24 protein-coding genes are annotated in these 21,840 nt (G+C 70.3%); 10 read left to right on the top strand and 14 right to left on the bottom strand.

The window, feature by feature from the left end:
* Positions 1-353, bottom strand: a 353-nt coding sequence (locus D7W79_RS18140; protein WP_147441958.1) for a M16 family metallopeptidase, incomplete at its 3' end; no start/stop codon positions are given.
* A gap of 252 nt (positions 354-605) precedes the next feature.
* Here D7W79_RS18140 and D7W79_RS18135 point away from each other — a divergent pair.
* Positions 606-1,037, top strand: a complete 432-nt coding sequence (locus D7W79_RS18135; protein ID WP_120526641.1) for a hypothetical protein — start codon at positions 606-608, stop codon at positions 1,035-1,037.
* A gap of 21 nt (positions 1,038-1,058) precedes the next feature.
* On the opposite strand, the gene D7W79_RS18130 is transcribed toward D7W79_RS18135, so the two are convergent.
* Positions 1,059-2,045, bottom strand: coding sequence for an aldo/keto reductase (locus tag D7W79_RS18130; protein ID WP_120526640.1), 987 nt, complete (start codon positions 2,043-2,045; stop codon positions 1,059-1,061).
* 283 nt (positions 2,046-2,328) lie between these two features.
* On the opposite strand from D7W79_RS18130, the gene sppA reads away from it, so the two are divergent.
* On the top strand, positions 2,329-4,125 hold the full coding sequence (gene sppA / locus D7W79_RS18125; protein WP_120526639.1) for a signal peptide peptidase SppA: 1,797 nt from the start codon (positions 2,329-2,331) through the stop codon (positions 4,123-4,125).
* A gap of 6 nt (positions 4,126-4,131) precedes the next feature.
* Here sppA and D7W79_RS18120 read toward each other — a convergent pair whose 3' ends face one another.
* Positions 4,132-4,731, bottom strand: a complete 600-nt coding sequence (locus D7W79_RS18120; RefSeq protein ID WP_120526638.1) for a cysteine dioxygenase — start codon at positions 4,729-4,731, stop codon at positions 4,132-4,134.
* A gap of 292 nt (positions 4,732-5,023) precedes the next feature.
* Between D7W79_RS18120 and D7W79_RS18115 the strand changes: the two genes are divergently transcribed.
* Positions 5,024-6,043 carry a GspE/PulE/PilB domain-containing protein gene (locus D7W79_RS18115; RefSeq protein WP_120526637.1) on the top strand — a complete coding sequence of 340 codons (1,020 nt, stop codon included), beginning with the start codon at positions 5,024-5,026 and terminating at the stop codon, positions 6,041-6,043.
* 15 nt (positions 6,044-6,058) lie between these two features.
* On the opposite strand, the gene D7W79_RS18110 is transcribed toward D7W79_RS18115, so the two are convergent.
* The 8 genes from D7W79_RS18110 to rpmH form a co-directional block, all read right to left on the bottom strand.
* Positions 6,059-6,667, bottom strand: a complete 609-nt coding sequence (locus D7W79_RS18110) for a Uma2 family endonuclease (protein ID WP_120526636.1) — start codon at positions 6,665-6,667, stop codon at positions 6,059-6,061.
* Positions 6,668-6,743: 76 nt separating this feature from the next.
* The gene (locus tag D7W79_RS18105) at positions 6,744-8,075 is read right to left on the bottom strand and encodes a tRNA modification GTPase (RefSeq protein WP_120526635.1); all 1,332 of its coding nucleotides are present in this window, start codon (positions 8,073-8,075) and stop codon (positions 6,744-6,746) included.
* A 60-nt stretch (positions 8,076-8,135) separates the two neighbouring features.
* A complete protein-coding gene (locus tag D7W79_RS18100) occupies positions 8,136-8,363 on the bottom strand; it encodes a hypothetical protein (protein WP_120526634.1) in 228 nt (75 codons plus the stop codon).
* A 59-nt stretch (positions 8,364-8,422) separates the two neighbouring features.
* The gene (locus D7W79_RS18095; protein WP_120526633.1) at positions 8,423-9,220 is read right to left on the bottom strand and encodes a hypothetical protein; all 798 of its coding nucleotides are present in this window, start codon (positions 9,218-9,220) and stop codon (positions 8,423-8,425) included.
* Positions 9,217-11,037, bottom strand: a complete 1,821-nt coding sequence (gene yidC / locus D7W79_RS18090; protein WP_120526632.1) for a membrane protein insertase YidC — start codon at positions 11,035-11,037, stop codon at positions 9,217-9,219. The genes D7W79_RS18095 and yidC overlap by 4 nt, the downstream gene beginning before the upstream one ends.
* A gap of 52 nt (positions 11,038-11,089) precedes the next feature.
* Positions 11,090-11,308, bottom strand: a complete 219-nt coding sequence (gene yidD, locus D7W79_RS18085; protein WP_120526631.1) for a membrane protein insertion efficiency factor YidD — start codon at positions 11,306-11,308, stop codon at positions 11,090-11,092.
* The gene (rnpA, locus tag D7W79_RS18080) at positions 11,305-11,724 is read right to left on the bottom strand and encodes a ribonuclease P protein component (RefSeq protein WP_120526630.1); all 420 of its coding nucleotides are present in this window, start codon (positions 11,722-11,724) and stop codon (positions 11,305-11,307) included. The genes yidD and rnpA overlap by 4 nt, the downstream gene beginning before the upstream one ends.
* A gap of 15 nt (positions 11,725-11,739) precedes the next feature.
* The gene (gene rpmH, locus D7W79_RS18075) at positions 11,740-11,892 is read right to left on the bottom strand and encodes a 50S ribosomal protein L34 (protein ID WP_120526629.1); all 153 of its coding nucleotides are present in this window, start codon (positions 11,890-11,892) and stop codon (positions 11,740-11,742) included.
* Between the two features lie 219 nt (positions 11,893-12,111).
* On the opposite strand from rpmH, the gene D7W79_RS18070 reads away from it, so the two are divergent.
* Both D7W79_RS18070 and dnaA read left to right on the top strand, forming a co-directional pair.
* Positions 12,112-12,546 carry a GNAT family N-acetyltransferase gene (locus D7W79_RS18070; protein WP_120526628.1) on the top strand — a complete coding sequence of 145 codons (435 nt, stop codon included), beginning with the start codon at positions 12,112-12,114 and terminating at the stop codon, positions 12,544-12,546.
* 267 nt (positions 12,547-12,813) lie between these two features.
* A complete protein-coding gene (dnaA, locus tag D7W79_RS18065; RefSeq protein WP_120526627.1) occupies positions 12,814-14,175 on the top strand; it encodes a chromosomal replication initiator protein DnaA in 1,362 nt (453 codons plus the stop codon).
* 6 nt (positions 14,176-14,181) lie between these two features.
* Here dnaA and D7W79_RS18060 read toward each other — a convergent pair whose 3' ends face one another.
* Positions 14,182-14,622, bottom strand: a complete 441-nt coding sequence (locus D7W79_RS18060; protein WP_120526626.1) for a CBS domain-containing protein — start codon at positions 14,620-14,622, stop codon at positions 14,182-14,184.
* A gap of 202 nt (positions 14,623-14,824) precedes the next feature.
* Between D7W79_RS18060 and D7W79_RS18055 the strand changes: the two genes are divergently transcribed.
* Both D7W79_RS18055 and D7W79_RS18050 read left to right on the top strand, forming a co-directional pair.
* Positions 14,825-15,592 carry an RbsD/FucU family protein gene (locus D7W79_RS18055; protein ID WP_147441957.1) on the top strand — a complete coding sequence of 256 codons (768 nt, stop codon included), beginning with the start codon at positions 14,825-14,827 and terminating at the stop codon, positions 15,590-15,592.
* A gap of 154 nt (positions 15,593-15,746) precedes the next feature.
* Positions 15,747-16,562, top strand: coding sequence for a hypothetical protein (locus D7W79_RS18050; protein WP_120526624.1), 816 nt, complete (start codon positions 15,747-15,749; stop codon positions 16,560-16,562).
* Between the two features lie 24 nt (positions 16,563-16,586).
* Here the strand turns inward: D7W79_RS18050 and D7W79_RS18045 are convergent, their stop codons facing one another.
* Positions 16,587-17,420, bottom strand: a complete 834-nt coding sequence (locus D7W79_RS18045; protein WP_120526623.1) for a B-box zinc finger protein — start codon at positions 17,418-17,420, stop codon at positions 16,587-16,589.
* A 132-nt stretch (positions 17,421-17,552) separates the two neighbouring features.
* On the opposite strand from D7W79_RS18045, the gene D7W79_RS18040 reads away from it, so the two are divergent.
* The gene (locus D7W79_RS18040) at positions 17,553-18,959 is read left to right on the top strand and encodes a M16 family metallopeptidase (RefSeq protein ID WP_120526622.1); all 1,407 of its coding nucleotides are present in this window, start codon (positions 17,553-17,555) and stop codon (positions 18,957-18,959) included.
* A 2-nt stretch (positions 18,960-18,961) separates the two neighbouring features.
* Complete coding sequence (locus D7W79_RS18035; protein WP_120526621.1) at positions 18,962-20,485, top strand: M16 family metallopeptidase; 1,524 nt, start codon at positions 18,962-18,964, stop codon at positions 20,483-20,485.
* A gap of 66 nt (positions 20,486-20,551) precedes the next feature.
* Here the strand turns inward: D7W79_RS18035 and D7W79_RS18030 are convergent, their stop codons facing one another.
* Complete coding sequence (locus tag D7W79_RS18030) at positions 20,552-20,836, bottom strand: hypothetical protein (RefSeq protein ID WP_120526620.1); 285 nt, start codon at positions 20,834-20,836, stop codon at positions 20,552-20,554.
* Positions 20,837-21,294: 458 nt separating this feature from the next.
* Between D7W79_RS18030 and D7W79_RS18025 the strand changes: the two genes are divergently transcribed.
* A partial coding sequence (locus tag D7W79_RS18025) for an amino acid kinase family protein (RefSeq protein ID WP_439099209.1) occupies positions 21,295-21,840 on the top strand: 546 nt, incomplete at its 3' end.

Here is a 21,840-nt window from a genome sequence, read left to right as displayed (position 1 = left end):
GCCTGGGGCACGTTGGGGGTGGTGGGCGTGCCCTTGAACATCAGGTGTTCGAGCAGGTGGGCCATGCCCGTCTCGCCGTAGCCTTCGTGCTTGCTGCCCACGAGGTAGGTGACGTTGACGGTGACGGTGGCCTTGGTGGGGTCCGGGAAGAGCAGGACGCGCAGGCCATTGGGCAGGCGGTATTCGGTGATGCCCTCCACGCTGGCGACGGGGGCAGGGGAGGCAGGCTTCGAGGGAGCGCGCGCGGCGGAAGAGGCAGCGGGCTTCGGAAGGGGAGCCGGGGGCAGGGCCCACACGGGCGGGGCCGCCACGAGCAGGACGGCCAGCAGGGCGAGCGGGGTACGACGCGTCATGCGGTCCTCGGGTGCGAAACAGTGGGCACGGGACTTCTAACCACGCCACCGGGTCCTACCATCCCGAGACATCCCATGCCCTCCGGGCAGGCATCCACGCAGGAGGGTAGGGTGGACCGTGCCAGGTCCTGTCCCGCGCTTCCAACCTCAAGGGTTGTCAGCTATCCTGACGCGGATCCGATCCGGAGGTCGCGCGCAATGTCATGTCAGAACACCTTGGTAGGAATGCCGCCCATCATCAGGAGGGACGGATTGGCGACGGCGACGGGCGGGGATGTGATGGTGCGGATGCTGCAGGAATTCCGCGAGATGCAGGAGGAGTCGAAGGAGCAGTTCACGCGGACCGAGAAGGCGCTGAAGACGGTCCACATGAAATGCCGGGTCCTCTTCCGGAAGACCCAGCGCCTGGCGGATCGGGTTCATGTCTTCTCGGAACAGGTCAGCGCTTTCTCACGACAGGTCAGCGCGTTTGATGAAGAGCTGAATGAGTTCCGTGACAGCATGGGTGAACTCACCACGCATGTTTCGACCCTGACGCAGGAAGTGTACGGGATCAAAAGCGCGCAGACGCGGATGTTCGGCCAGACGGGTCGCATGCTGCATCAGCTCGCGGATGCCCAGGCTTCCGACCGCAAGCGCATCGACGTCCTGGAAGAGCGCATCGACGACCCAGGGGAGAACTGAGCCCTCCATGCGCCGCCCGGCTCAGGTGTAGATACCCCCGGGCGCCATCGCGGAGCCGGAGCCCAGCGCCTCCTCCACCTCGCGGACCTCCTCGGACGTCAGCCGGAAGTCCCCCGCCTGGATGAAGCCATCCACCTGCTTCGCGCTGCGCGCCCCGACGATGGCGGCGGTGACGGCCGGCTCCCGCAGCGTCCAGGCGAGGGCCACCTCCGCCGGAGAACGTCCATGTCGCGCGCCCACCTCGCGCAGACGCTCCACCAGCATCAGGTGATGCGACAACTTCGGCTCCTGGAAGTCCGCGCTGCGGCGGCGCCAGTCGTCGTCCGGCATCGCGTGGATGCGCTCACGCGTCATCGCTCCGGTCAGCAGGCCGGAGGCCATGGGTGAATACACAATCACCCCGATTCCCTCCGCCTGGCAGTAGGGCAGCACGTCGTCCTCGATGTCCCGGTGGATGAGCGAATACGGCGGCTGCAATGACGTCACCGGAGCAATGCGCCGCACCCGCTCCAGCTGCGAGACATTGAAGTTGGACACCCCCAGCCAGCGCACCTTGCCCTGCCGTTGCAGCTCCGCCAGCGCCGTCCAGCCCTCCTCAAGCTCCGCCCCTGCATCCACGGGCCAGTGCACCTGATACAAATCAATGGCATCCACCTTCAGCCGGCGCAGGGACGCCTCGCACTCCTTGCGCACCGAGTCCGCTTTCAACCCGCGGCTGACCTGGCCCTTCGCATCCCAGACCATCCCGCACTTGGTGAAGACATACGGCTGCGGGTCCCTGCCCTTCAGCGCCTTCGCGACCACTTCCTCGGAGTGGCCCAATCCATACACCGCCGCCGTGTCGATCCAGTTGATGCCCGAATCCAGCGCGCGCTGGATGGCCTCGATGGACTGCGCGTCGTCCTGCGCGCCCCAGGCGAACGCCCAGCCGCCCCCGCCAATGGCCCACGCGCCAAACCCCAGCGCGGAGAGGTCCATGTCGGAATTGCCCAACCGTCGCTTCTGCATCCCATGCCTCCCGGGGCTGAAAAGAAGAAGAGCGTGGGTGCCCGCCTGCCGCCCCGCGCTCGGGTGCCCCTGTTCCTGGAAGGACGGTGTGCACGGCGGCGGCGCTCGCACGGGCCCGGGTGCCGGCCCGCCCTCCGGCCACCAGGACGGGCGGGCCCTGGCTCCCCGTCCGCCGCCCGTCATTGAATCGCACGCAAGCGTCGTCGGGCGCGCGCGTTGATGGTAGGCCGACTGAAGGTCGGGGACCGTCCCTCGGGCACGTCGACATCAGGAGTCCTTCCGGATGAAACGCTTCTTCATTGGCGCGCTGGCCTTCATCGGGGCGCTGTCCATCCTCTTCGTGGTGGGTGTGGTGGGGTTGTTGATGCTCGCGGCGTCGAGCAAGCCCGGCGTGCCGTCCAACCTGGTGCTGGAGCTGGACCTGCAGCAGCCGCTGCCGGAGTACACGCTGGACACGTCCCTGGCGGGCGCCTTCGGCGAGGAGCCCACGTCGCTGAGGGACGTGGTGGAGGGGCTGGAGAAGGCCCGCACGGACCCCCGGGTGAAGTCGCTGGTGGTGCGCATCGGGCAGCCGGGCAGCGCCGCGCAGGTGCAGGAGCTGCGGGACGCGGTGAAGGCCTTCCGCGCGTCAGGCAAGCGGGCGGTGGCCTACGCGGACGGCTTCGGCGAGGCGGGCAACGGCACCGGCGCCTACTACCTGGCGACCGCCTTCGACGCCGTCTACATCCAGCCCTCCGGCGACGTGGGGCTCACCGGCCTGGTGATGGAGACGCCCTTCGCTCGAGACGCCTTCGCGAAGTTCGGCGTGAAGCCGGAGTTCGGCAAGCGCGCCGAGTACAAGAACGCCGTCAACACCTTCACCGACGCGGCCTACGGCGCCCACCAGCGCGAGGCCACGGAGGCGTACGGCCTGAGCCTCTTCAACCAGGTGGTGAAGGGCGTGGCGGAGGGCCGCAAGCTGTCCGAGGACCAGGTGCGGGCCCTCATCGACCGCGCGCCCTTCATGGGCCAGGCGGCCGTGGACGCGAAGCTGGTGGACGGGCTGCGCTACCGCGATGAGATCCACGACGAGCTCAAGCAGCAGGCCGGTGACGGCGCGCAGCTGCTCTACGTGGACAAGTACCTGGAGCGCGCGGGCCGGCCGAACCAGACGGGCACCACCATCGCGCTCATCTACGGCGTGGGCGAGGTGCTGCGCGGCAAGAGCCAGTCCAACCCGCTCTCCGGCGGCCAGGTGATGGGCGGCGACACGGTGGCCGCGGCCTTCCGCAAGGCGGTGGAGGACCCGTCCGTGAAGGCCATCCTCTTCCGCGTGGACAGCCCGGGCGGCAGCTACTCGGCCAGCGACACCATCCGCCGCGAGGTGCAGCGCGCGCGCGAGGCGGGCAAGCCCGTCATCGTCTCCATGGGCACGTACGCGGCCAGCGGCGGCTACTTCGTGGCCATGGCCGGGGATAAAATCGTCGCGCAGCCGGGCACGCTGACGGGGAGCATCGGCGTGTACAACGGCAAGTTCGTCACGTCGGAGCTGTGGGCGAAACTGGGCGTGAACTTCGACACCATCGCCTTCGGCAAGAACGCCACCTTCTCCAGCTCCGACCAGGAGTTCACCCCCGAGCAGCGTACGCAGCTGGAGTCCGAGCTGGACGCCATCTACCTGGACTTCACCAGCCGCGCCGCCCAGGCCCGGAACATGCCGCTGGAGAAGCTCCAGTCGGTCGCCAGGGGGCGCGTGTGGACGGGCGAGGACGCGCTGGAGCGCGGGCTGGTGGACGCGCTCGGCGGCTACGCGAAGGCGCTGGAGCTGGCGAAGGAGGCCGCGAAGCTGGAGAAGGACGCGCCGGTCCGCATCGTCGTCTTCCCGCGCCCCCGGCCCACCGGGCAGGTGCTGTCGGAGCTGCTGGGCAAGCACGACGCGGACAACAGCGACGACGAAGCCGCCGGAAGCCAGGCCGTGATGTCGTCCCAGGTGCTGGAGCAGGTGCGGGCCGTGTACCGCGTGGGCGCGAAGCTGGGCCTCATGGGGCAGGGCGCGGAGGGGCGCATGCTGTACGCGCCCGTGCCGGAAGTGCGCTGGTAGCCCGCCTCAGACGTGCAGGGGCAGGGGAGTGCGGCCCTCTTCGGTGGGCCGCACCGGCCTGCCGAAGATGCTGTGGTAGCGCAGCGAGTGCGACGCGCAGCGGTGGCGGCGCGGGTCGAACACGAGGCAGCTGGCCACCGGGCCGGCGTAGACGTGCAGCGTGATGCCCGGGACGTTGCCGGCGATGCTCACGCGGTGGATGGAGGCGCCCGGATCGCGGAAGTCCACGTGCCCGGCACCCACCGGCCCCACCCGCGCCGGTGCCCCCAGCCGCGCGAGGCCGGGCTCCGTCCCACCCTCCAGCAGCGGGTAGTTCTCCATGAGGAACTGGCCGCGCTGGATGCTGAACCAGCACTCCTGCCCGTCATGGTCGTGGATGGGCGAGGCCGTGCCCGGGGACCAGCAGTTGACGATGATCTCCATGCCCTCGTCCCGGTGGACGAGGTTGCGCGTGTAGCGGCCCGGCAGGAAGTGCAGGTAGGGCTTGAGGCTGGACGGCTCCAGTTGGAGCCCCGCCATCTCCGCATCCACCCCCGCGAGTCCGCCGGGGGCAGCACGGCGCGCGCGGAGCATCCGCACGAACTCTCTCAGGCACGCGTCAGCCATGCTTACAGGCTAGGAACGTCTGCGACATCCGGCCACCCAAGGGTCTTCCGGTGAACGTCCGCTTTGTCGTCCCCCCCTCAAGGATTGAGGCGGGGTTCGTTGAAGAACGGTGAAACCGCAGGAAGAAGTGGCCGTGAGGCGCCTTCCGGGTCCAGCCCGGAAACCCGCACCGACCCGCGCTCCATTTCCTCCGGTTTAGCTGTAATTTTACACCCTCCTGGCGTAGAGGGGAGGGAATGGTGGGCAGGTCGTCCCGGCCGAAGCACCGAGGGGGGCCGGAGGAGAGCGTGCGATGAAGAAGCGTTTGGGGGACATCCTGCTCGCGCGGGGTGTGGTGGATGCGTTGCAGTTGCAGTCCGCGCTGGCGTACCAGCGCAAGTGGGGCGTGGCGCTGGGGCAGGTGGTGGTGGACCAGCGCTTCTGCACCGCGGAGGCGGTGCTGTCCGCCCTGGCGGCCCAGTCCGGCGTGGAGGCGGTGGACCTGGACGCCCAGCCGCTGGACGCGTCGCTCGCGAGGCTGATTCCCTGCAAGCTGGCGGAGGCCCACCGGGTGGTGCCGCTGCGGCTGGAAGGGCAGGGGGTCCGGGAGGTGCTGGTGGTGGCCCTGGCCGCGCCGGCGAGCCTGGCCACGCTGGACGTGGTGAAGAGCGTGTCCGGCAAGGCGCGGGTGGTGCCGCGGCTGGCCACGGACGCGGCGCTGGGGCGGGCCATCGGGCGGCTGTACCGGGGCGAGCCGGCGACGCCGCAGCGCCGTCCCGGGATGGAGGGCTTCTCCCTGCCGGAGTGGGACGAGTCGCTGCCCCTGGTGGTGGGCACGTCCCTGGCGGAGCTGACGGACATGCCGGCTCCGGAGCCCTTGCGGGAATCCACGCGGGACGCGGGCCTGCCCATGCTGGCGCCCCTGGAGCCCGCGTGGAATCCGATGCCGACGCGGACACCGGCCCCGGAGCCGCGCGTGACCGTGCGCGAGCAGGTGCTGGTGTACGGCTGGGGCGCGGACGCGGCGGCCGGCCTGGTACAGGTGCTGGGCGGGGCGGGCTTCACGGTGAAGGTGGCGAGCACGGGCGACGTGTGCACGGCGAGCGAGACGCAGGTGGTGGTGGCGCCGCTGCCCGCGATGGAGGTGCTGGCGCAGCGGCTGCGCGCGCAGGTGCTGGTGGCGGGCAAGGCGCCGGAGCGGGACCTGCCGCGCGCGCAGGCGGTGCATGCGCGGGGCTTCGTGGCGGCGCCGGTGGATCCGGATCTGCTGCTGCGCGCCGTGCGGCGGCTGTCGCGCGCCTCCGAGGAAGCGCGCCTCAAGCGCGCCAGCTGAGGTCTCCCGGCGGGCTCAGGGCAGCGCGACCAGCCGGGGCATCTCCTCCGCCGCATCCGGGAGCCACAGCGAGCCCAGCTCCAGGGGGACGGAAGGGAAGGGCTCGGCGCGCACCAGGGCGTCGTCCTCGTGGCTCGCGGTGAGGAGCCAACCGCGCTTGATGCGCTGGTAGACCTCCAGCGTGCGCGCGACGGGGTCCACCAGCCAGACGTGGGACACGCCGGCCCGCGCGTACAGGGGCAGCTTGCGGGCCCGGTCCAGCGCGGTGGTGGCGGGGGTGAGGACCTCGCAGATCCAATCCGGCACCAGGGTGAAGAACGCAGCGCCGGGCTCCGGCGGGGCGGCCACGCGCTCACGGCGCCAGCCGGCCAGGTCGGGCACGAGGATGTCCCCGCCCAGGTGCAGCTCCGGCGCGCGCAGGAAGCACCAGCGGCCGTTGCCGCCACGGCGCGGATCCAGCCGCTCCCCCAGCTCCACCCCCATCATGAAGGCCGCGCGCGCGGGCGCCACGGAGAGGCGGGGCGAGGCCACCAGCTCGCCATCGAGGATTTCCCCCACCCAGCCCGACGGCAGCGCCGAGAGCAGGGAGTGGGAGGTGGGTTGAAGCTGCTGGAGTGCCGTCATGAATCCTCGGGGAGCGCCGGTGAACGCGAGGCATTCTAGGGAGGGGTCTGACATGCGGACCGCCGCCCGGCGGGCACTACTTCCCGATGCAGAAACGCTGGAAAAGGGTGTCCAGAAGGGCATCGGACACGCTGGTTCCGGACACCTCGCCCAGGGCCTCCAGCGCGAGTCCGACCTCGCCGGAGAGGACCTCCAGGGTGGACACGCGGGACGCCTCTTGCGCGCGGCCCAGTGCCTCGGCGGTGCGACGCAGGGCGTCCGCGTGCCGCTCGGAGACGAGGGCCACCGCGGAGGGAGTGCCACCGCCCCACAGCCGCGCGAGCACGGAGGTCCGGAGCGCGTCCACGCCTTCACCCGTGAGGCCGCTGACGCGCGGCGGGGCAGGGGCTTCGACTCCCGTCATGACGTCGCACTTGCCGGTGACGGCGAGCACGGGCGTGTCGCCGGCCTCGCGCGACCACGACGCGGTTTCGTCCCTCGAAGTCCCTGGCGGCAGCACGAGCACGGCCAGATCCACGGCCGCCAGCAGCTCCTTCGTGCGCGCGATGCCCAGGGCCTCCACGCGGCCGGGGGCCTCTCGCAGGCCGGCGGTGTCGTAGAGCGTGACGCCCAGCCCGTCCCACTCGACGCGGGTCTCCAGCGCATCGCGGGTGGTGCCGGGCTCGTCGTCCACCAGCGCGCGGGCCTCGCCCACCAGCCGGTTGAACAGCGTGGACTTGCCCGCGTTCACCGGTCCGTACAGCGCCACGCGCGCGCCCTGACGCACCAGCCGTCCACGCCCCACCTCCGCGCGCAGCGCTTCCGCGACGGAGCGCAGTGAGGCGACCCGTGAGCCCGCTTCCGCGTCCGCGCCCTCCGCCTCGTCGGGGAAGTTGAGGACGCCTTCCAGGTCCGCGTGCAGCTCGCGCAGCGGCGTCTCCAGCGCGTGGATCCGCTCGGCCAGGGCACCGGACAGCCCGGCCGCGGCGGCGCGCACGGCCGCCTCCGAGTCCGCGGCCACCAGGTCCGCGACCGCCTCCGCGCGGGTCAGGTCGATGCGGCCGTGGAGGAACGCGCGCCGGGTGAACTCACCGGGAAGCGCCGGACGCACGCGCTCGTCCTCCAGCGTCCGCGCGAGCAGCAGCCGCAACAGGCGCGGACTGCCATGCGCGTGCAGCTCCACCACGTCCTCGCCGGTGAAGGACCGGGGCGCCTGGAAGTAGAGGAACAGGCCCTCGTCCAGCACCGCGCCCGCCGCGTCCACGAACGACGCCAGGTATGCATGGCGCGGAGTCGGGGACGCCGGCACCCCGGGCGCGAGCCTGCGCCCCACCTCCAGCGCGGCCGGCCCGGACACCCGGAGGATGCCCACCGCCCCCGCCGCGGGCGCGGTGGCGAGCGCGACGATGGTGGCGGACTCAGGCGTCATGGCGGGGCAGGGGTGCCACCGGAAGACGGGCGCACGCGCATGACGCCCCGCCCCGAAATCCTACCGGGGCCCCTGTGGCGGAGTGGAACCGCGGGCGGCGCGCTCGACATCGTCACGGTGAGCCTCGATGTACTTCTCCACCTCGGCGTCGTCGACCTCCAGGTCGCGCAGCACGCCCGGGTAGACGAAGCGGAAGGCCGGGGACTCTTCATCCCCACGCAGGCGGAAGCTCATCTTCAGCACCGCCGCGCCATACAGCTTGTCTTTCAGTCCCTTCGACTTACCCATTCGCTCCTCGTCCCAGGCGCCCGCCGGCGGCTCCGAGCAGGCCCCGTGAGGGCACCTGCTCAGGCGTCGACGTCGTCCTCGTCGTCGTCCGGCAGCAGGCTCCGCTTGGGCATCGGGGCGGGCTTCGCCGGGGTGAACACCACGCGTCGGTTGCGGCCTTCACCTTCCGCTGCCACCTTCACTCCACCCACTCCTTCTACTGCCTTCAGGACGCGCGCGCGGTCCTCAGTCTTCATCGCGGCGAATGCATAGAAGCGCCCCAGGCTGGCGGACTTCTCCGCGAGCTTGCGGACGGCCTCCCGGAACGCCGGATCCTCTTCGACCTGCAGCGAGCGCTCGTCCGCCTCCGCGCCCTTCGCGGGTGCCGGGGCCTGCGCGGGCTTCGCGGCCTGCTGCGCCGGCTGCCCACCCCGGGCATTGCGCTGCGGAGGCTGCGCGGCCGGAGCAGGCGCCGCGGCCCGGGCGGGCTTTTGCGCGGGCGTGGAAGCCGCCACCTGCTCCACGGTCGCGGCCTGAGCGGAGGCAGGGGCCTGCTGCTGCGCCGCCGCCTCACGGCGCGGCCGGGGCTCCGGGTGCGCGCCCGCGCCCAGCATCACCCAGCGGCGCTCCACGCCGGGGCGGTGGAGCATCTTGTTGAGCAGGAACTGGAGCGAATCCAGCACCTGGCTGCGCTTGCCCGGCTCCACGCCCGGAGGCGCGCCGGACTCGAAGTGGAGCGCCACGGACAGGCTTCCGTCGGTGGCGTCCTGCAGGTCCAGCCGCGCCGGGAACCCCATCAGCCCGAGGATGTCCGTGAGCAGCTTCTCCACCCGGGGGCGGAAGTCCCCGCCGCCCGCCACGCCCTGAGTCCCGCTCACTTGCGTTTGCCTCCCCCGGCGGGCACCACCGCCGGCGTCCCGCCGCCCGTCTGGTTCTTCTTGCGGTCCAGCCACTTGCGCAGGCCCCACTGCTGGCCGATGGAGAGCACGTTGTTCGTGAAGATGTAGAGCGACAGGCCCGCCGGGTACTGCAGCAGCGTGAACGTGAAGATGATGGGCATGACCCAGGTCATGATCCGCGCCTGCGCCGCGTCCATCATCTGCGGCTGCATCTTCTGCGTGATGATCATCGACACGCCCAGCGCCAGCGGCAGCAGGTACGTGGGGTCCTTGTACGTGAGGTCGCGCCAGATGGGCCCGACGAAGGGCTCGCCGTAGATTTCGAAGCTGTTGCGCAGCGACGTGAACAGGGCAATCCACACCGGCATCTGGATGAGCAGCGGCAGACAGCCGCCCAGGGGGTTCACCTTCGCCTCCTGGTACAGCTTCATGATCTCCAGGTTCTGGCGTTCCTTGTCGTCCGCGAACTTCTTGCGGATCTCATCCATCTTCGGCTGCAGCACCTTCACCGCCTCCATGCTGACCATGGAGCGGTAGGTGAGCGGCAGCAGCACCAGCTTCACCACCACGGTGAGCAGGATGATGGCGACGCCCCAGTTCCCCACGATGCCGTGGAAGAACTTCATGACCGCGAGCAGGATCTTGCAGACCACCGCCCAGATGCCGAAGTCGACCGTGTCCTCCAGCGCGGGGTGGAACGCCGTGGTGTTCAGGCCGGCCACGCTCCGCAGTTCCTGGCCGGGCACCAGGCGCAGCAGGTCCGGATCCTTGGGGCCCAGGTAGCCACCGAAGCGGAACGTGGCCACCTGGCCGGGGGCCACGTTGAGCGGGAAGCCCGCGGACACCTCGCGCGCGGTGGGCGTGGCGGTCAGCGTGCAGTGGCCGTTGAGCGCGCCGTCCAGCGGGTAGAGCGCGGACAGGAAGTACTGCTGGTTGATGCCGAAGAAGGAGATGGGCCCGCGCGTCTCTTCCGGCGGCTTGTCACCGGGGGACAGGTTGTGGAGCTTGTCCTCCACCCAGCACGCGGAGCGGCTCAGGTTGCCCACGCCGCCGAAGAAGGACGGCGCGTGCTCGAACTCCGGATCGATGGCGCGGCTGTAGTGCACCTTGAGCTCGCCCGACTGCGCCTGGGCGGAGGTGTTGCGCACCTGGATGGTGTAGGAGAACTCGAAGCCCTCGCGCGGCCACTGGAGCGTCTTCGTCACTTCCCACGGACCCTGGCGTCCGGTGAACGCCACGCTGCCGCCGTTGTCGGTGGGGCCCTCCTGCACGGCGTAGCGGGTGTTCGCCGCCAGCGGGGCGCCGCCTTCAATGGTCACCGCGAGCGGCAGGGGCTGGCCGGCCACCGGGTGCGCCACGTTCATCTGCGGCGGCGGCGGGATGTCCTTGCCGAAGAGCTTCTCGAAGCCCTGCTTGACGGTGAGCGACTGCTGCTCACGCATCTTCGTGCCCTGGAGCACGGCGGAGGTGAGACCGGCGCCCTCGGAGGAGAAGGTGTACTTCACCTCCGGCCGGGCGAAGTCCACGGTGCGCGCGGGCGGGGGCGGGGCCTCCGCGTGGGTGCCCGCGTCCTCCGCGCCCATGCCCGGCGGCGGTACGGCGGCCATGCCCGGGGTGCCCGCGTCCAGCGTGGCGGCGACTTCCACCCCGCCGTCCGTGCCTTCCGCGCCCGGGGGCGGCCCCTTGGGGGCGAAGAAGAAGGTGTAGGCGGCGGTCGCCGCGAAGGAGAGGGCGAGCGCCAGGAGCAGCCGCTTCTGCGAATCGTTGGACTGGGGCGACAGCGGGTCGTTCGTCATGGATTTCCCTGTACCGGCGGCGGACGGCCGGAGGGCGGGCGGAAGCAAACCGTCAGGGGACGGGATCGAATCCACCGGGGTGGAATGGCTGGCAGCGCAGCAGGCGCCAGACGGTGAGGGCGCTGCCCTTCACCCCGCCGTGCTTCTCCAGCGCCTGCATGGCGTAGGTGGAGCACGAGGGGTGGAACCGGCACGCCTTCGGCAGCAGCGGCCCCAGGAACCGCCGGTAGAAGCGGATGGGCAGGGCGATGACGAAGGCGAGTGGACTCATGGGGCGGGCTCTTCAGGAGGCACGCGAGGTGCCGGAAAGAGCCGTTGCAGCTTACGGGTGACGCCGTCGAACGCACGGGAAACTTGCGCGAAGGAGGCTTCCTTCGCCGAGGAGCGGACGACCAGGACTACGTCGAGACCGGGGGGCCATTGCCCGCGGTGCTTGCGGAACAGCTCGCGAAGCAGCCTGCGAAGGCGTGCGCGCACCACCGCGTTGCCCACCTTGCTGGAGACGGTGAGCCCTACGCGGGAGTGCGCCCGGTTGTTGCGTTGAACGAGGGCCAGGAGGCAGTCGGACGGAAGCTTCTGACCGCCCTCCTGGACTTCGAGGAACTCACGCCGCTGGAGCAGGCGAAGGGCCTTGGGGAAGCGCTCGTCGGTTGCCTGAGGCACCCGCGGCGCCGCTCCCTCGGCCATCGTCCGTGCGCCCAGTTACTTCTTGAACGACGACACCACCAGGCGCTTACGGCCCTTCGCCCGGCGGCGCTTGAGGACATCCCGGCCGCCCTTGGTGGCATTCCGCTTACGGAACCCGTGGGCGCGATTGCGCCGGATCTTCGACGGCTGGTACGTGCGCTTGGACACAACGACTCCTGAGAGCTGAAGGCGGCGCCTGGACCATCCGGCGCGACCCGTACATTGGAAAGGGGGCGTCCGTAACCCTATTTCCTGGACAAGTCAATCAAGGATCACCAGCGCCGACCGTGCAGCCCTGCGCCGGGTGGACCGGGCGATCATGTAGGAAAAGGGGAGACGGGGCAAGGAACGGGTGGGCGCGCCGCCCGTTCAAGTAGCGTCCCCAGGATGATCCTCCGCGACGTCACGGATGAGGACCTCCCCCTGTTCTTCGAACACCAGCGCGACCCCGAAGCGGCTCGCATGGCCGGATTTCCATCGCGGGAGCGCGATGCGTTCATGACCCACTGGCGCACGAACGTCCTGCGTCCCGAGAACGTCAACCGCACCATCATGATGGGCGGAGTGGTGGTGGGGAACATCGGCAGTTGGGAACAGGAGGGCCAGCGCCTCGTCGGCTATTGGATCGGCCGCGAGCATTGGGGCCAGGGCCTCGCCACCCGGGCCCTCTCCGAGTTCCTCCGGCTCGTGCCCACCCGGCCGCTGCATGCGTGGGTCGCCGCCCACAACCTCGCGTCGATCCGCGTCCTGGAGAAGTGTGGCTTCCACACCGTGCCCCACGAGGATCCGGGCGAAGTCCTCATGAGGCTGGGTCCGACGTAGGACGGATCTCCTCCATCCGTCCGGCGCATGACGTCCGGCCACACCGGTGGATCCGTTCAGGTGGCGCCGCCGCCCACCTTCCGCAACCCACCGGAACGGCTCGTGCCACAGGCGGAAAGCGGATCCACCGCGAGTGATCATTCTCACCCGCCAAGGGGTCCCGCTGATCCGTGCTACAGGCCGGTTCCTTGATCAGCCGGAGAGCGGGTGTTAGCACCGCCGGACGCCCGCTGGTTCTCTTCATCCGCGCCGTCCCCGAGCCTTCGTGTGAACGCCCTCGCCCATTCCGCCCCTACGCCTTCGCTGCCCAGTGCCGGCGTCATCTGGACCCGCACGCTGGAAGCCATCCGCCAGGAGGGGCTGCACTACGCCCTCACCTGGCTGGAGCGGATGCGCCCCATGGAGGTGCGCGAGAACGCCCTGGTCCTGGGCGTGCCCGACCGCTTCTTCCGCGACTGGGTGGATGACCACTACCGCTCCATGCTGGAGACGCACATCGCCCGGCTGGAGCCGTCGCTGGGCCGCGTCGCCTATGAGGTCGTCGTCGGCCCTCCGCCGTCCTCGTCGGACCTGCCGCCCACGCCCACCGTCAAGGTGAACTCCATGCGGCCCGCGCGGCTCAACCCGCGCTTCACCTTCGACACCTACGTCGTCGCGGACAGCAACCAGCTCCCCGCCGCGGCGGCGCAGGCCGTGGCCCACCGGCCGGGCCACAACTACAACCCGCTCTACATCTACGGCGGCACCGGCCTGGGCAAGACGCACCTGCTCCAGGCGGTGGGCAATCACATCTGGGAGAAGGACCCCACCCAGCGCATCGTCTACCTCTCCAGCGAGCAGTTCACGAACGAGTACGTGGAGAGCGTGCGCGAGCACCGCATGACGGACTTCCGCCGGAAGTTCCGTGAAGAGTGCGACGTGCTGCTCATCGACGACATCCAGTTCCTGGGCAAGCGCGAGGAGACGCAGAAGGAGTTCTTCTACACCTTCGAGACGCTCTTCGGCCTCAACAAGGCCATCGTGCTCACCAGCGACATGGTGCCCGCGGAGGTGCCCGGCATGGAGGACCGCCTGCGCAGCCGCTTCGCCATGGGCCTGATGGCGGACATCCGCGAGCCCACCTACGAGACGCGCGTCGCCATCCTCCAGAAGAAGGCGGAACAGGAAGGCCTCAATCTGCCGGATCCGGTGGCGCACTTCATCGCGAAGCACGTGCAGAAGAACGTGCGCGAACTGGAAGGCGCGCTCGTGAAGCTGTCCGCGATGCACAGCCTCACGAAGCAGCCGGTGACGGAGGAGTTCGCGTCCCAGGTGCTGCGCGACATCCTGCCTGCGCAGCGCACCGTGGACATCGAGGCCATCCAGCGCGAGGTGGCCCGCTTCTACAAGGTCACCGTGGAGGCGCTGAAGGAGGACCGGCGCCACAAGGCGCTCGCGCACGCACGCCAGGTGGCCATGTACCTGAGCCGGAAGCTGACGAAGAGCTCCTTCCCGGAGATCGCCTCGCGCTTCAACAAGGACCACTCCACCGTCATCTCCGCCGTGCGCAAGGTGGAGGGCCTGCGGGAGACGGACCCGACCGTGCACCGCGACCTGTCGGAGCTGGAGACGAAGCTCGGCGGCATGTAGCCGTCTTCAGTGCGAGGCCGGCTGTGACGGCGCGGACACTTCCTCGAGCGTCCTGCCGCTCTCCGCATCGCTCAGCTCCTCCGCGATGTCCCCCAGGGCGAGGATGCCCACCAGCCGCTTGTTGCGGTTGAGCACCAGGATGCGGCGGATCTGCGAGGCCCTCATCTTCTGGGCCGCCTGGGTGAGGTCGTCGTCGTCGTAGACGAACTCCACGCCCCGGGTCATCGCCTGGGCCACCTGGGTCCGCTCCATGTCCAGCCCCTGGGCCACCGCGCGAACCACGATGTCCCGGTCCGTGACGATGCCCACCAGCTGATCACCTTCACACACGGGGATGGGGCCCACGTTCAGCGCGCGCATCTTCTCCGCGACGACCCTCAAGGAATCAGACGAGCGGACGACCTCCACGTCCGGCGTCATCACGTCACTCACTCGTTGCGTTGCCATGGCGTCTCTCCTGCGAGGGGTTCCTCCTTCAGCGTGAGCACACGGCTGTCCGGTGACATGAAGGCGTCAGAGGGCTGTCTGTCCATTCCCCCGGGCCTCGGGCATGCTGCGGCTTCGTGGGCCCTTCGGGTCCTCGACCCAGGAAACGCCCGGCCGGCGGCGTCTCCCCTCACGCCACACCGCTCCCATGCCTCCTTCCCTGATGGCTCGTGCCACCGGCCTTGCCGCCGCCGTGCTGTGTCTGTCCGCGTGCGGCGATGGGCCGGATGTCTATGCGTTGTCGTTCAGTCTCCACTCGAACCGCGTGCGCGCGGCGCGCGAACCCGTCCCGCCTCCCGAGTACTCCTTCGAGTCGGCGGACGGCGTCACCTTCCATGTGGACAGCGCCTTCATCACCTTGTTCGACGTGCGTCTGGAATTGCCGCCGGGCGTCCGGTGCGCTGAGTACCAGGACGCACTCTCCCCGCGGATGACCTGTGAGGACGCGACGGAGAGACAGCCGGGCCGGTTGACCGTGGCGGGCCCCCTTGAACTGGACCTGCGGCAGGGGTTGACCGTCGCGGGAGGGGGACTGCCCATTCCCCCCGGCGTGTATCCCCGCATCGATGCCCGGCTGCGACCGGGGACGCCCACCGAACCCAGCTTCAGATCCCGCTCGAGCTTCACCTGGCAGGGCCAGCCCCACGTGCTGGAGCTGGACTTCCAGTCCGACGCGGCCCTGCGCTTCGAGCCCCGAGGCTCGCTGGACTTCGCCTCGGCGGAGCATGGCTCCGGCCTCCTGGGCTGGCTGCTCGTGGACGCCTGGCTTGGTGAAACACCCGTGGGAGCGTGTCTGGCGTCCGGAGACCTGCCCCTCACGGGCAACCTGCTGCGGCTGGAGACAGGGCAGGGCGCCTGCGCGGGCGCGGCCGAGCAGGTGCGCGGCAACATCGAAGCGAGCGGCGTGATGGGTCTGTCGCCCCGCTCATGACGGCCGTGTGAAATGTCTCCCCATGGATGCCCGGGGCTGGCAAGGGCTGTTCCCTTTTCCTGGCCCTGGGGCATGCTGGGGTCTCGCGAGCCCTCCGGGCTTGCGCATCGGGACGCCCGGCCGGAAGCGCTCCCCCTCACACGTTGCTTCCGACATGCCCTCCATCCCCTGGTTGCGTGCTTCCGGCCTCGCTGTCGCCGTGCTGTGTCTGCCTGCCTGTGACGGTGCTTCGGACACCGTCGAGCTGCGCTTCGGCATCAATCCGGAGACCCTGACCCGGCCGCGAACGGCGAAGTCCTCGCCCGCGCGCCGGACGGCGTTGGACGCGGAGCCGGTGTTTCCCACCTTCCGCTCGGATGACGGCATCCGGTTCAAGGTGGAGTCCGCCCTTGCCACGCTGGTGGACGTGCGTCTGGAATTGCCGTCCGGACGCCAGTGCTCGGACTACGAGGAGCAACTGGCCCCGTTGATGACGTGCACCGACGCGGCGGAGGGACAGCCCGGGACGTTGACCGTGCAGGGGCCCATCGACGTGGACTGGATGAAGGCCACGACCCTTCCGGACTGGACGCTCCGGCTTCCCCGGGGCACCTATCGCCGCATTGACGCCCGCCTGGGCCAGAACACGCCCGCGCTCCCCAGCTTCAGCCTGGAGGCGAGCTTCACCTGGGAGGATCAGCGCAACGTGTTGAAGCTGGCGTTCCCGTCCACCGCGGCCCTGCGCTTCGAGCCCCGGAGCCCCTTTGACATCGACGGGGCCTCGGACGACGCCATCGTGGTGGGCGGGCTGGACCTGGACAGCTGGCTCGACGGCGTTCCCGTGGCGGGCTGTCTGGCGTCGGGAGACCTGACCCTGGACGGCACCACGCTGCGCCTGGAGACCGGGAAGGGCGCGTGCGAAGGCGCCGCCGAGCGCGTGAAACACAACATCGAAAACAGCTCCAAGCTGCTCCTCGCCTCACCCCGGTGAGCCCAGGTCCCTGACCGCCGTCCCCTACTTGTAGACCATCGAGGACAGCCACCGGTCCAACACCGGCAGCAGGGCGAACCCCCAGACCGCCGGGCTGACGAGCCCCAGGACGATGCCAGTGATGGCCTGTCCCCGGCGGTCGATGGGCGGGGTGGCCTTCAGGTCCACGCGCGTCAGCGCCACCGCGCCGCAAATCAATGCGACGGGCGCGAGCAGGGGCATGAACACCGCGCTGAAGCCGAAGCGCAACGCCTGACGCGCCAGCGGGTTGTTGAAGCGCAGGTTCCAGAGCAGCTTCAGCGACCCGGCCGACACGGGCAGCCGGAAGAAGAGCTGGTTGCGCACGTCGCGGTGGATGCGCAGCGCGGTGAACAGGCTGGGGATGACGCACAGGAAGAAGAGGAAGCGGCCGTCCCGGTACAGGACATCCGCGGCCACCGCCATCACCAGCGGCGTGGCCAGCAGCGCATGCCGCGCCCAGCGCTTGCCCAGGAAGAAGGCCACGCCCACCGGCACGGGCAGCAGCAGCACGAGCGGGAACAGCGACTGCTTCGTCGCGCGCAGCCCCCACTGCGCCAGCGCGGCGGCCGTGCCCACGCAGAGCAGCAGTGACACGCCCGCCACCACCCACGCCCACTCGTCGCGCCGGCCCCAATAGCGCTGGCGCAGGGCCTCCAGGTAGTTCACGTCCGGGCGCGCCGCGCAGGCCGCGCAGTACAGCCGTACGCCCAGGCCCGGCACGGACGTGGCGCAGTCCGCGCAGATGAAGCTCCCGCAGCGGGTGCAGGTGCCGCCCGCGGGCTGCTCCGGGTGGACGGCGCAGCGGCTCTGCTGGGAAGCGGGCACCTCCAGGCTCATGGCCGCAGTGTCGCACGGCGAGCAACACCCGGCACCCGGGCGCCTACCCGGTCGCCTTCCGGCTTACAGGCCCCGGGGCGCGTGCTAAGCGCGCGACAGACTGTCTAGAACCGTGGAGGAACCTTGTCCCGATTGAAGGCCCTCGCCGCAGCGGCCCTGTTCCTGGGGCTTCCGGCGCTCGCGCAGACCCCCGAGGCGAAGCCGCTGGAGCCCGGCCGCGAAAACCTGGCCATCCCGTATGAGAAGTACACGCTGCCCAACGGCATGGAGGTCATCCTCTCCGTGGACCGCAAGCTGCCCGTGGTGGCCGTCAACGTCTGGTACCACGTGGGTGCCTACGACGAGCAGCCGGGCCGCACCGGGTTCGCGCACCTCTTCGAGCACATGATGTTCCAGGGCTCCAAGCACGTGCCGGACGACGTGCACATCGGCCTCCTGGAGCAGGCGGGCGCCTCGGACTTGAACGGCACCACCAGCTTCGACCGCACCAACTACTACGAGACCGTGCCCAGCAACCTGCTGGAGACGGCGCTGTGGTTGGAGAGCGACCGCATGGGCTTCCTGCTGGACTCCCTCACGGAGAAGAAGCTCCAGACGCAGAAGGAGGTCGTGAAGAACGAGCGCCGTCAGGGCGTGGAGACGGCCCCCTACGGTGAGGCGCAGGAGAAGGCGTGGCAGGCGCTGTTCCCCGCGCCGCACCCGTACTCCGGCAACGTGATCGGCTCCATGAAGGACCTGGACGCGGCCACGGTGGAGGACGTGAAGGCGTTCTTCCGCACCTGGTACGCGCCCGCCAACGCGACGCTCGCCATCGTGGGCGACTTCGACCCCGCGAAGGCCAAGGCGCTGGTGGAGAAGTACTTCGGCACGCTGCCCTCCGGCCCCAAGCCCAAGCGTCCGGACGTAGCGCCCGTGAAGGTCACGCGCGAGACGGTCATCCGCCACGACGAGAAGGTGGCCACGCTGCCCCTGCTCAGCATGTCCTGGCTCACCGCCCCGTACCTCAAGCCCGGGGACGCGACGGCGGACGTGCTCGCCACCGCGCTGGGCACGGGCCGCGCGAGCCGCCTGTACCGCCGGCTGGTGCTGGACAAGCAGCTGGCGCAGAGCGTGGACGCCACGCAGCAGAGCCAGGGCGCGCAGTCCGTCTTCTCCATCGAGGCGGTGGCCCGGCCCGGCGTCACCACGGACCAGCTGAAGAAGGAGATCGACGCGGTGCTGGACGAGGTCCGCAAGGACGGCGTCACGCAGGAGGAGATCGTCCGCGCGCGCACCCGCTATGACACGCGCCAGCTGGCGGGCCTGCAGGCCGTGGGCGGCTCCGGCAGCAAGTCCGACACGCTCCAGAGCTACAACCAGTTCGTGGGCGAGCCCAGCTACGTCGCGCAGGACCTGGCGCGCTACCAGGAAGTCACGCCCGCCGCGGTGAAGCAGTTCGCCACCGACGTGCTGCGTCCCGACGCGCGCGTCGTCCTCCACGCGGTGCCGCCCGCCAACAAGGCCGCGCCGTCTTCCGCCCCGGGCAAGGAGGCCCGTTAGTCATGCACCGCCGAATCCTCACTGCCCTCCTCACGCTGTCCGTCGCTGGCTGCGCCACCACCAAGCCCGCGGAGACGCCTCCCGCGGAGACGCCCCCGGCCGCTCAGCCGCAAACCCAGACACCGGCGCAGGACGCGGAGGCGTTCCGCGACCAGCCACCCAAGCCCGGCAACCCGCCGGATCTGGTGCTGCCCACGTTCGAGCAGGCGAAGCTGGACAACGGCCTCACCGTCATCGTCAGCACGCGCAAGGAATTGCCGCTGGTGTTCGTGGGCATCGCCTTCGCCGCGGGCGTGTCGCAGGAGCCCGCCGCGAAGCTGGGCGTCGCGGACCTGTCCTACCGCATGCTCCTGGAAGGCGCCGGCAAGCGCGACACCGTGGCGCTGGACAACGCGTTCGCGGACCTGGGTGTGTCGCCCGCGATGTCGGTGGACCCGGACGGCGCCTTCGTGGGCGCGCGCGTGCTCACGACCAACGTGGACGCGGCGATGAGCCTGCTGTCGGACGTCGTGCTGCGGCCCACGTTCGACGCGAAGGCCTTCGAGCGCCGCAAGAAGCAGCAGCTGGGTGAGCTGGTGCGCCGCATGGGCGACCCGAACTTCCTGGCGCAGCAGGCCTACTACCAGGCCGTGTTCGGCGCGGACCACCCCTATGGCCACACGTCCGGCGGCACGCCCAAGACGGTGGAGGCGCTCACGCTGGCGGACGCGAAGAACTTCTACACGAAGAACACCGGCCCTCGCGCCGCCGCGCTCATCATGACCGGCGACGTGACGCTCCAGCAGGCGGTGGAGTGGGGGAAGAAGTACTTCGGCGGGTGGAAGGGCGGGGCCGTGGCGCCCAAGCCGCCGCCCGCGCCGCCCGCGCCCCCGCGTCAGCAGGTGCGCGTGGTGCCCAAGCCGGGCCTGGAGCAGACGGTGGTGCTGGTGGGACGTCCGGGCCTCGCCGCGGGCCACTCGGACGAGTACCCGCTGGAGCTGGCCACCACGGTGTTCGGCGGCTTCTTCGGCAGCCGGCTCAACATGAACATCCGCGAGGACAAGGGCTACAGCTACGGCGCCAACGCGCACCTGGGCACGCGCCTGGGCGTGGGTCCGCTCACCGCGTACGCGGCCGTGCGGCAGGACGTGACAGGCCCCGCGCTCAACGAGTTCATCAAGGAGCTGGCCGGCATCAAGTCCAACCCCATCACGGAGAAGGAGCTGGCCGCCGCGCGCGAAGGGCTCATCCGCGCGTTCCCGGGCGCCTTCGAGACGGTGGAGGGCCTGGGCGGCAGCGCCGCGCAGCTCTACTTCCACCGCCGGCCGATGGACGAGTTCAAGCGCAGCGTGGAGGGCCTGCGGGACGCGAGCGCCGCGGAGGTGCAGCGCGTGGCCGAGTCCTACCTGGATCCGGCCAACATGCAGGTGGTGCTCGTGGGCGACCCGCTGGTCATCCAGGAGCAGGTGACGCCGCTCAACCTGGGCAAGCTCACGCTGGTGGAGACGCCGGCGTCGGACATGGCGCCCGCGTCCAAGTCCAAGTAGCGGAGCGCTTCACTGGGTGACGTTGAAGCCGGGGTCCCGACGTGGGTGTCGGGGCCCCGGTTTTTTTCATTCCCGGGTGGGCTCGTTGTCGGCGGCCTGGCGGGCTTCGGCCTTGAGGCGGCCCTGCTCCTCGCGCTCCTCGTCATCCACGTCGTCGAGGACGCTCTGTGGATTGTTCCGGGGCCCGCCCACGGGGCCATCACTGTCGAGGGCGAACTTCTGCTCCTCCGTGGAGTGCTTGGCGTCGTCCGCGTACAGGGGCTTGGTGTCGTCCGCCTCCAGCCCCCGCTCCACGCGGTCCTTGGCGAAGCCAGGCTTGTGGGCGGTGTCGCTCTTCTTGCGGGTGGCCATGGGTTGCTCCTGAAGGGGGTGGGACAGCTCACACACGCTCAATGTCGGCAGCCCCAGGCCCGGGCACCACGGTGGGGACCGTGGGGCGGGGGGTTGGTTGCCTGCCCCCTGACCAGGAAGCGCAGGAGCGGCTAGGATGGGGACTCCATGGTCGGACGCAGCGGGAACAGCCAGCGGCACGAGGGGACGACGTCCTCCGTGGGCGCGCGCGTCCAGACCGTCCTGACCGAGACTCGCACTCGCACCGGCCTGACTCCTCGCGGAGCGCGGACCGCCTGACTTCCGAAGCGGACCTCCTGAAGGTCCCCCTTCCGAACCCGGCCCCGCGCTCCTCCCGAGCGCGGGGCTTTTTCGTTGCCCCACAGCCGTCAGTCGCCACCCCCGAGGAACCGCATGACGCCGCTTCCGATGAGTCCCTCCAGCCACCGAGTCCCGCCGTTCCGCGAGGAGGCCGTGTCATGCGCGTGATGAAATTCGGTGGCACCAGTGTCGGAGATGCGGAACGGATGCGCGGTGTCGTCGCGCTGGTGGAGGAGGCGCGCAAGGCCGAGCGGGTGATGGTGGTGGCGTCCGCGGTGTCGGGCATCACCAACCTGCTGGTGGAGGCGGCGCGGGTGGCGCAGGAGGGCGAGCCCGTGCAGGAGGCCTGCGCCCGGTTCGACGACACGCACTCCGCCATCGCGAGGGCGCTGAGCGCGGACCTGAAGCCCGCGCAGACGCGGCCCCTGGCGGAGGGGCTGGTGGCGCTGGGAGTCGAGCTGCGCGGGCTGTTGCAGGGCGTGGGGCTTTTGCGGGAGTGCTCGCCGTCGGTGCTGGCGCACCTGTCGGGGCTGGGGGAGCGGGCGTCGTGCCTGCTGCTGGCGGCGCTGCTGGAGGCGCGGGGCCTGGCGCCCGTGAGCGTGGACCCCAGGCAGGTGCTGGTGTGCACGGGGGACCCGCTCCAGGCGACGCCCCGTGCGGAGGAGATCCGGGCGCGGTTCGCGCCGCTGCGTGAAGGGGGGCCG

Origin of the sequence: Corallococcus exercitus, from assembly GCF_003611585.1 — a bacterium.
In the GTDB taxonomy this organism is placed as follows: Bacteria; Myxococcota; Myxococcia; order Myxococcales; family Myxococcaceae; genus Corallococcus; species Corallococcus exercitus.
The sequence above is the reverse complement of the archived record's forward strand: the minus strand, read 5'-3'. Positions and strand labels throughout refer to the sequence as shown.

What these genes read in the sequence shown, in the direction of transcription:
- D7W79_RS18130 (WP_120526640.1), bottom strand. Translation starts at nt 2,045, where the DNA reads ATGCAGAAGCGACGGTTGGGCAATTCCGACATGGACCTCTCCGCGCTG.
- sppA (WP_120526639.1), top strand. Translation starts at nt 2,329, where the DNA reads ATGAAACGCTTCTTCATTGGCGCGCTGGCCTTCATCGGGGCGCTGTCC.
- D7W79_RS18120 (WP_120526638.1), bottom strand. Translation starts at nt 4,731, where the DNA reads ATGGCTGACGCGTGCCTGAGAGAGTTCGTGCGGATGCTCCGCGCGCGC.
- D7W79_RS18115 (WP_120526637.1), top strand. Translation starts at nt 5,024, where the DNA reads ATGAAGAAGCGTTTGGGGGACATCCTGCTCGCGCGGGGTGTGGTGGAT.
- D7W79_RS18110 (WP_120526636.1), bottom strand. Translation starts at nt 6,667, where the DNA reads ATGACGGCACTCCAGCAGCTTCAACCCACCTCCCACTCCCTGCTCTCG.
- D7W79_RS18105 (WP_120526635.1), bottom strand. Translation starts at nt 8,075, where the DNA reads ATGACGCCTGAGTCCGCCACCATCGTCGCGCTCGCCACCGCGCCCGCG.
- D7W79_RS18100 (WP_120526634.1), bottom strand. Translation starts at nt 8,363, where the DNA reads ATGGGTAAGTCGAAGGGACTGAAAGACAAGCTGTATGGCGCGGCGGTG.
- yidC (WP_120526632.1), bottom strand. Translation starts at nt 11,037, where the DNA reads ATGACGAACGACCCGCTGTCGCCCCAGTCCAACGATTCGCAGAAGCGG.
- yidD (WP_120526631.1), bottom strand. Translation starts at nt 11,308, where the DNA reads ATGAGTCCACTCGCCTTCGTCATCGCCCTGCCCATCCGCTTCTACCGG.
- rnpA (WP_120526630.1), bottom strand. Translation starts at nt 11,724, where the DNA reads ATGGCCGAGGGAGCGGCGCCGCGGGTGCCTCAGGCAACCGACGAGCGC.
- D7W79_RS18070 (WP_120526628.1), top strand. Translation starts at nt 12,112, where the DNA reads ATGATCCTCCGCGACGTCACGGATGAGGACCTCCCCCTGTTCTTCGAA.
- D7W79_RS18060 (WP_120526626.1), bottom strand. Translation starts at nt 14,622, where the DNA reads ATGGCAACGCAACGAGTGAGTGACGTGATGACGCCGGACGTGGAGGTC.
- D7W79_RS18055 (WP_147441957.1), top strand. Translation starts at nt 14,825, where the DNA reads ATGGCTCGTGCCACCGGCCTTGCCGCCGCCGTGCTGTGTCTGTCCGCG.
- D7W79_RS18050 (WP_120526624.1), top strand. Translation starts at nt 15,747, where the DNA reads ATGCCCTCCATCCCCTGGTTGCGTGCTTCCGGCCTCGCTGTCGCCGTG.
- D7W79_RS18045 (WP_120526623.1), bottom strand. Translation starts at nt 17,420, where the DNA reads ATGAGCCTGGAGGTGCCCGCTTCCCAGCAGAGCCGCTGCGCCGTCCAC.
- D7W79_RS18035 (WP_120526621.1), top strand. Translation starts at nt 18,962, where the DNA reads ATGCACCGCCGAATCCTCACTGCCCTCCTCACGCTGTCCGTCGCTGGC.
- D7W79_RS18030 (WP_120526620.1), bottom strand. Translation starts at nt 20,836, where the DNA reads ATGGCCACCCGCAAGAAGAGCGACACCGCCCACAAGCCTGGCTTCGCC.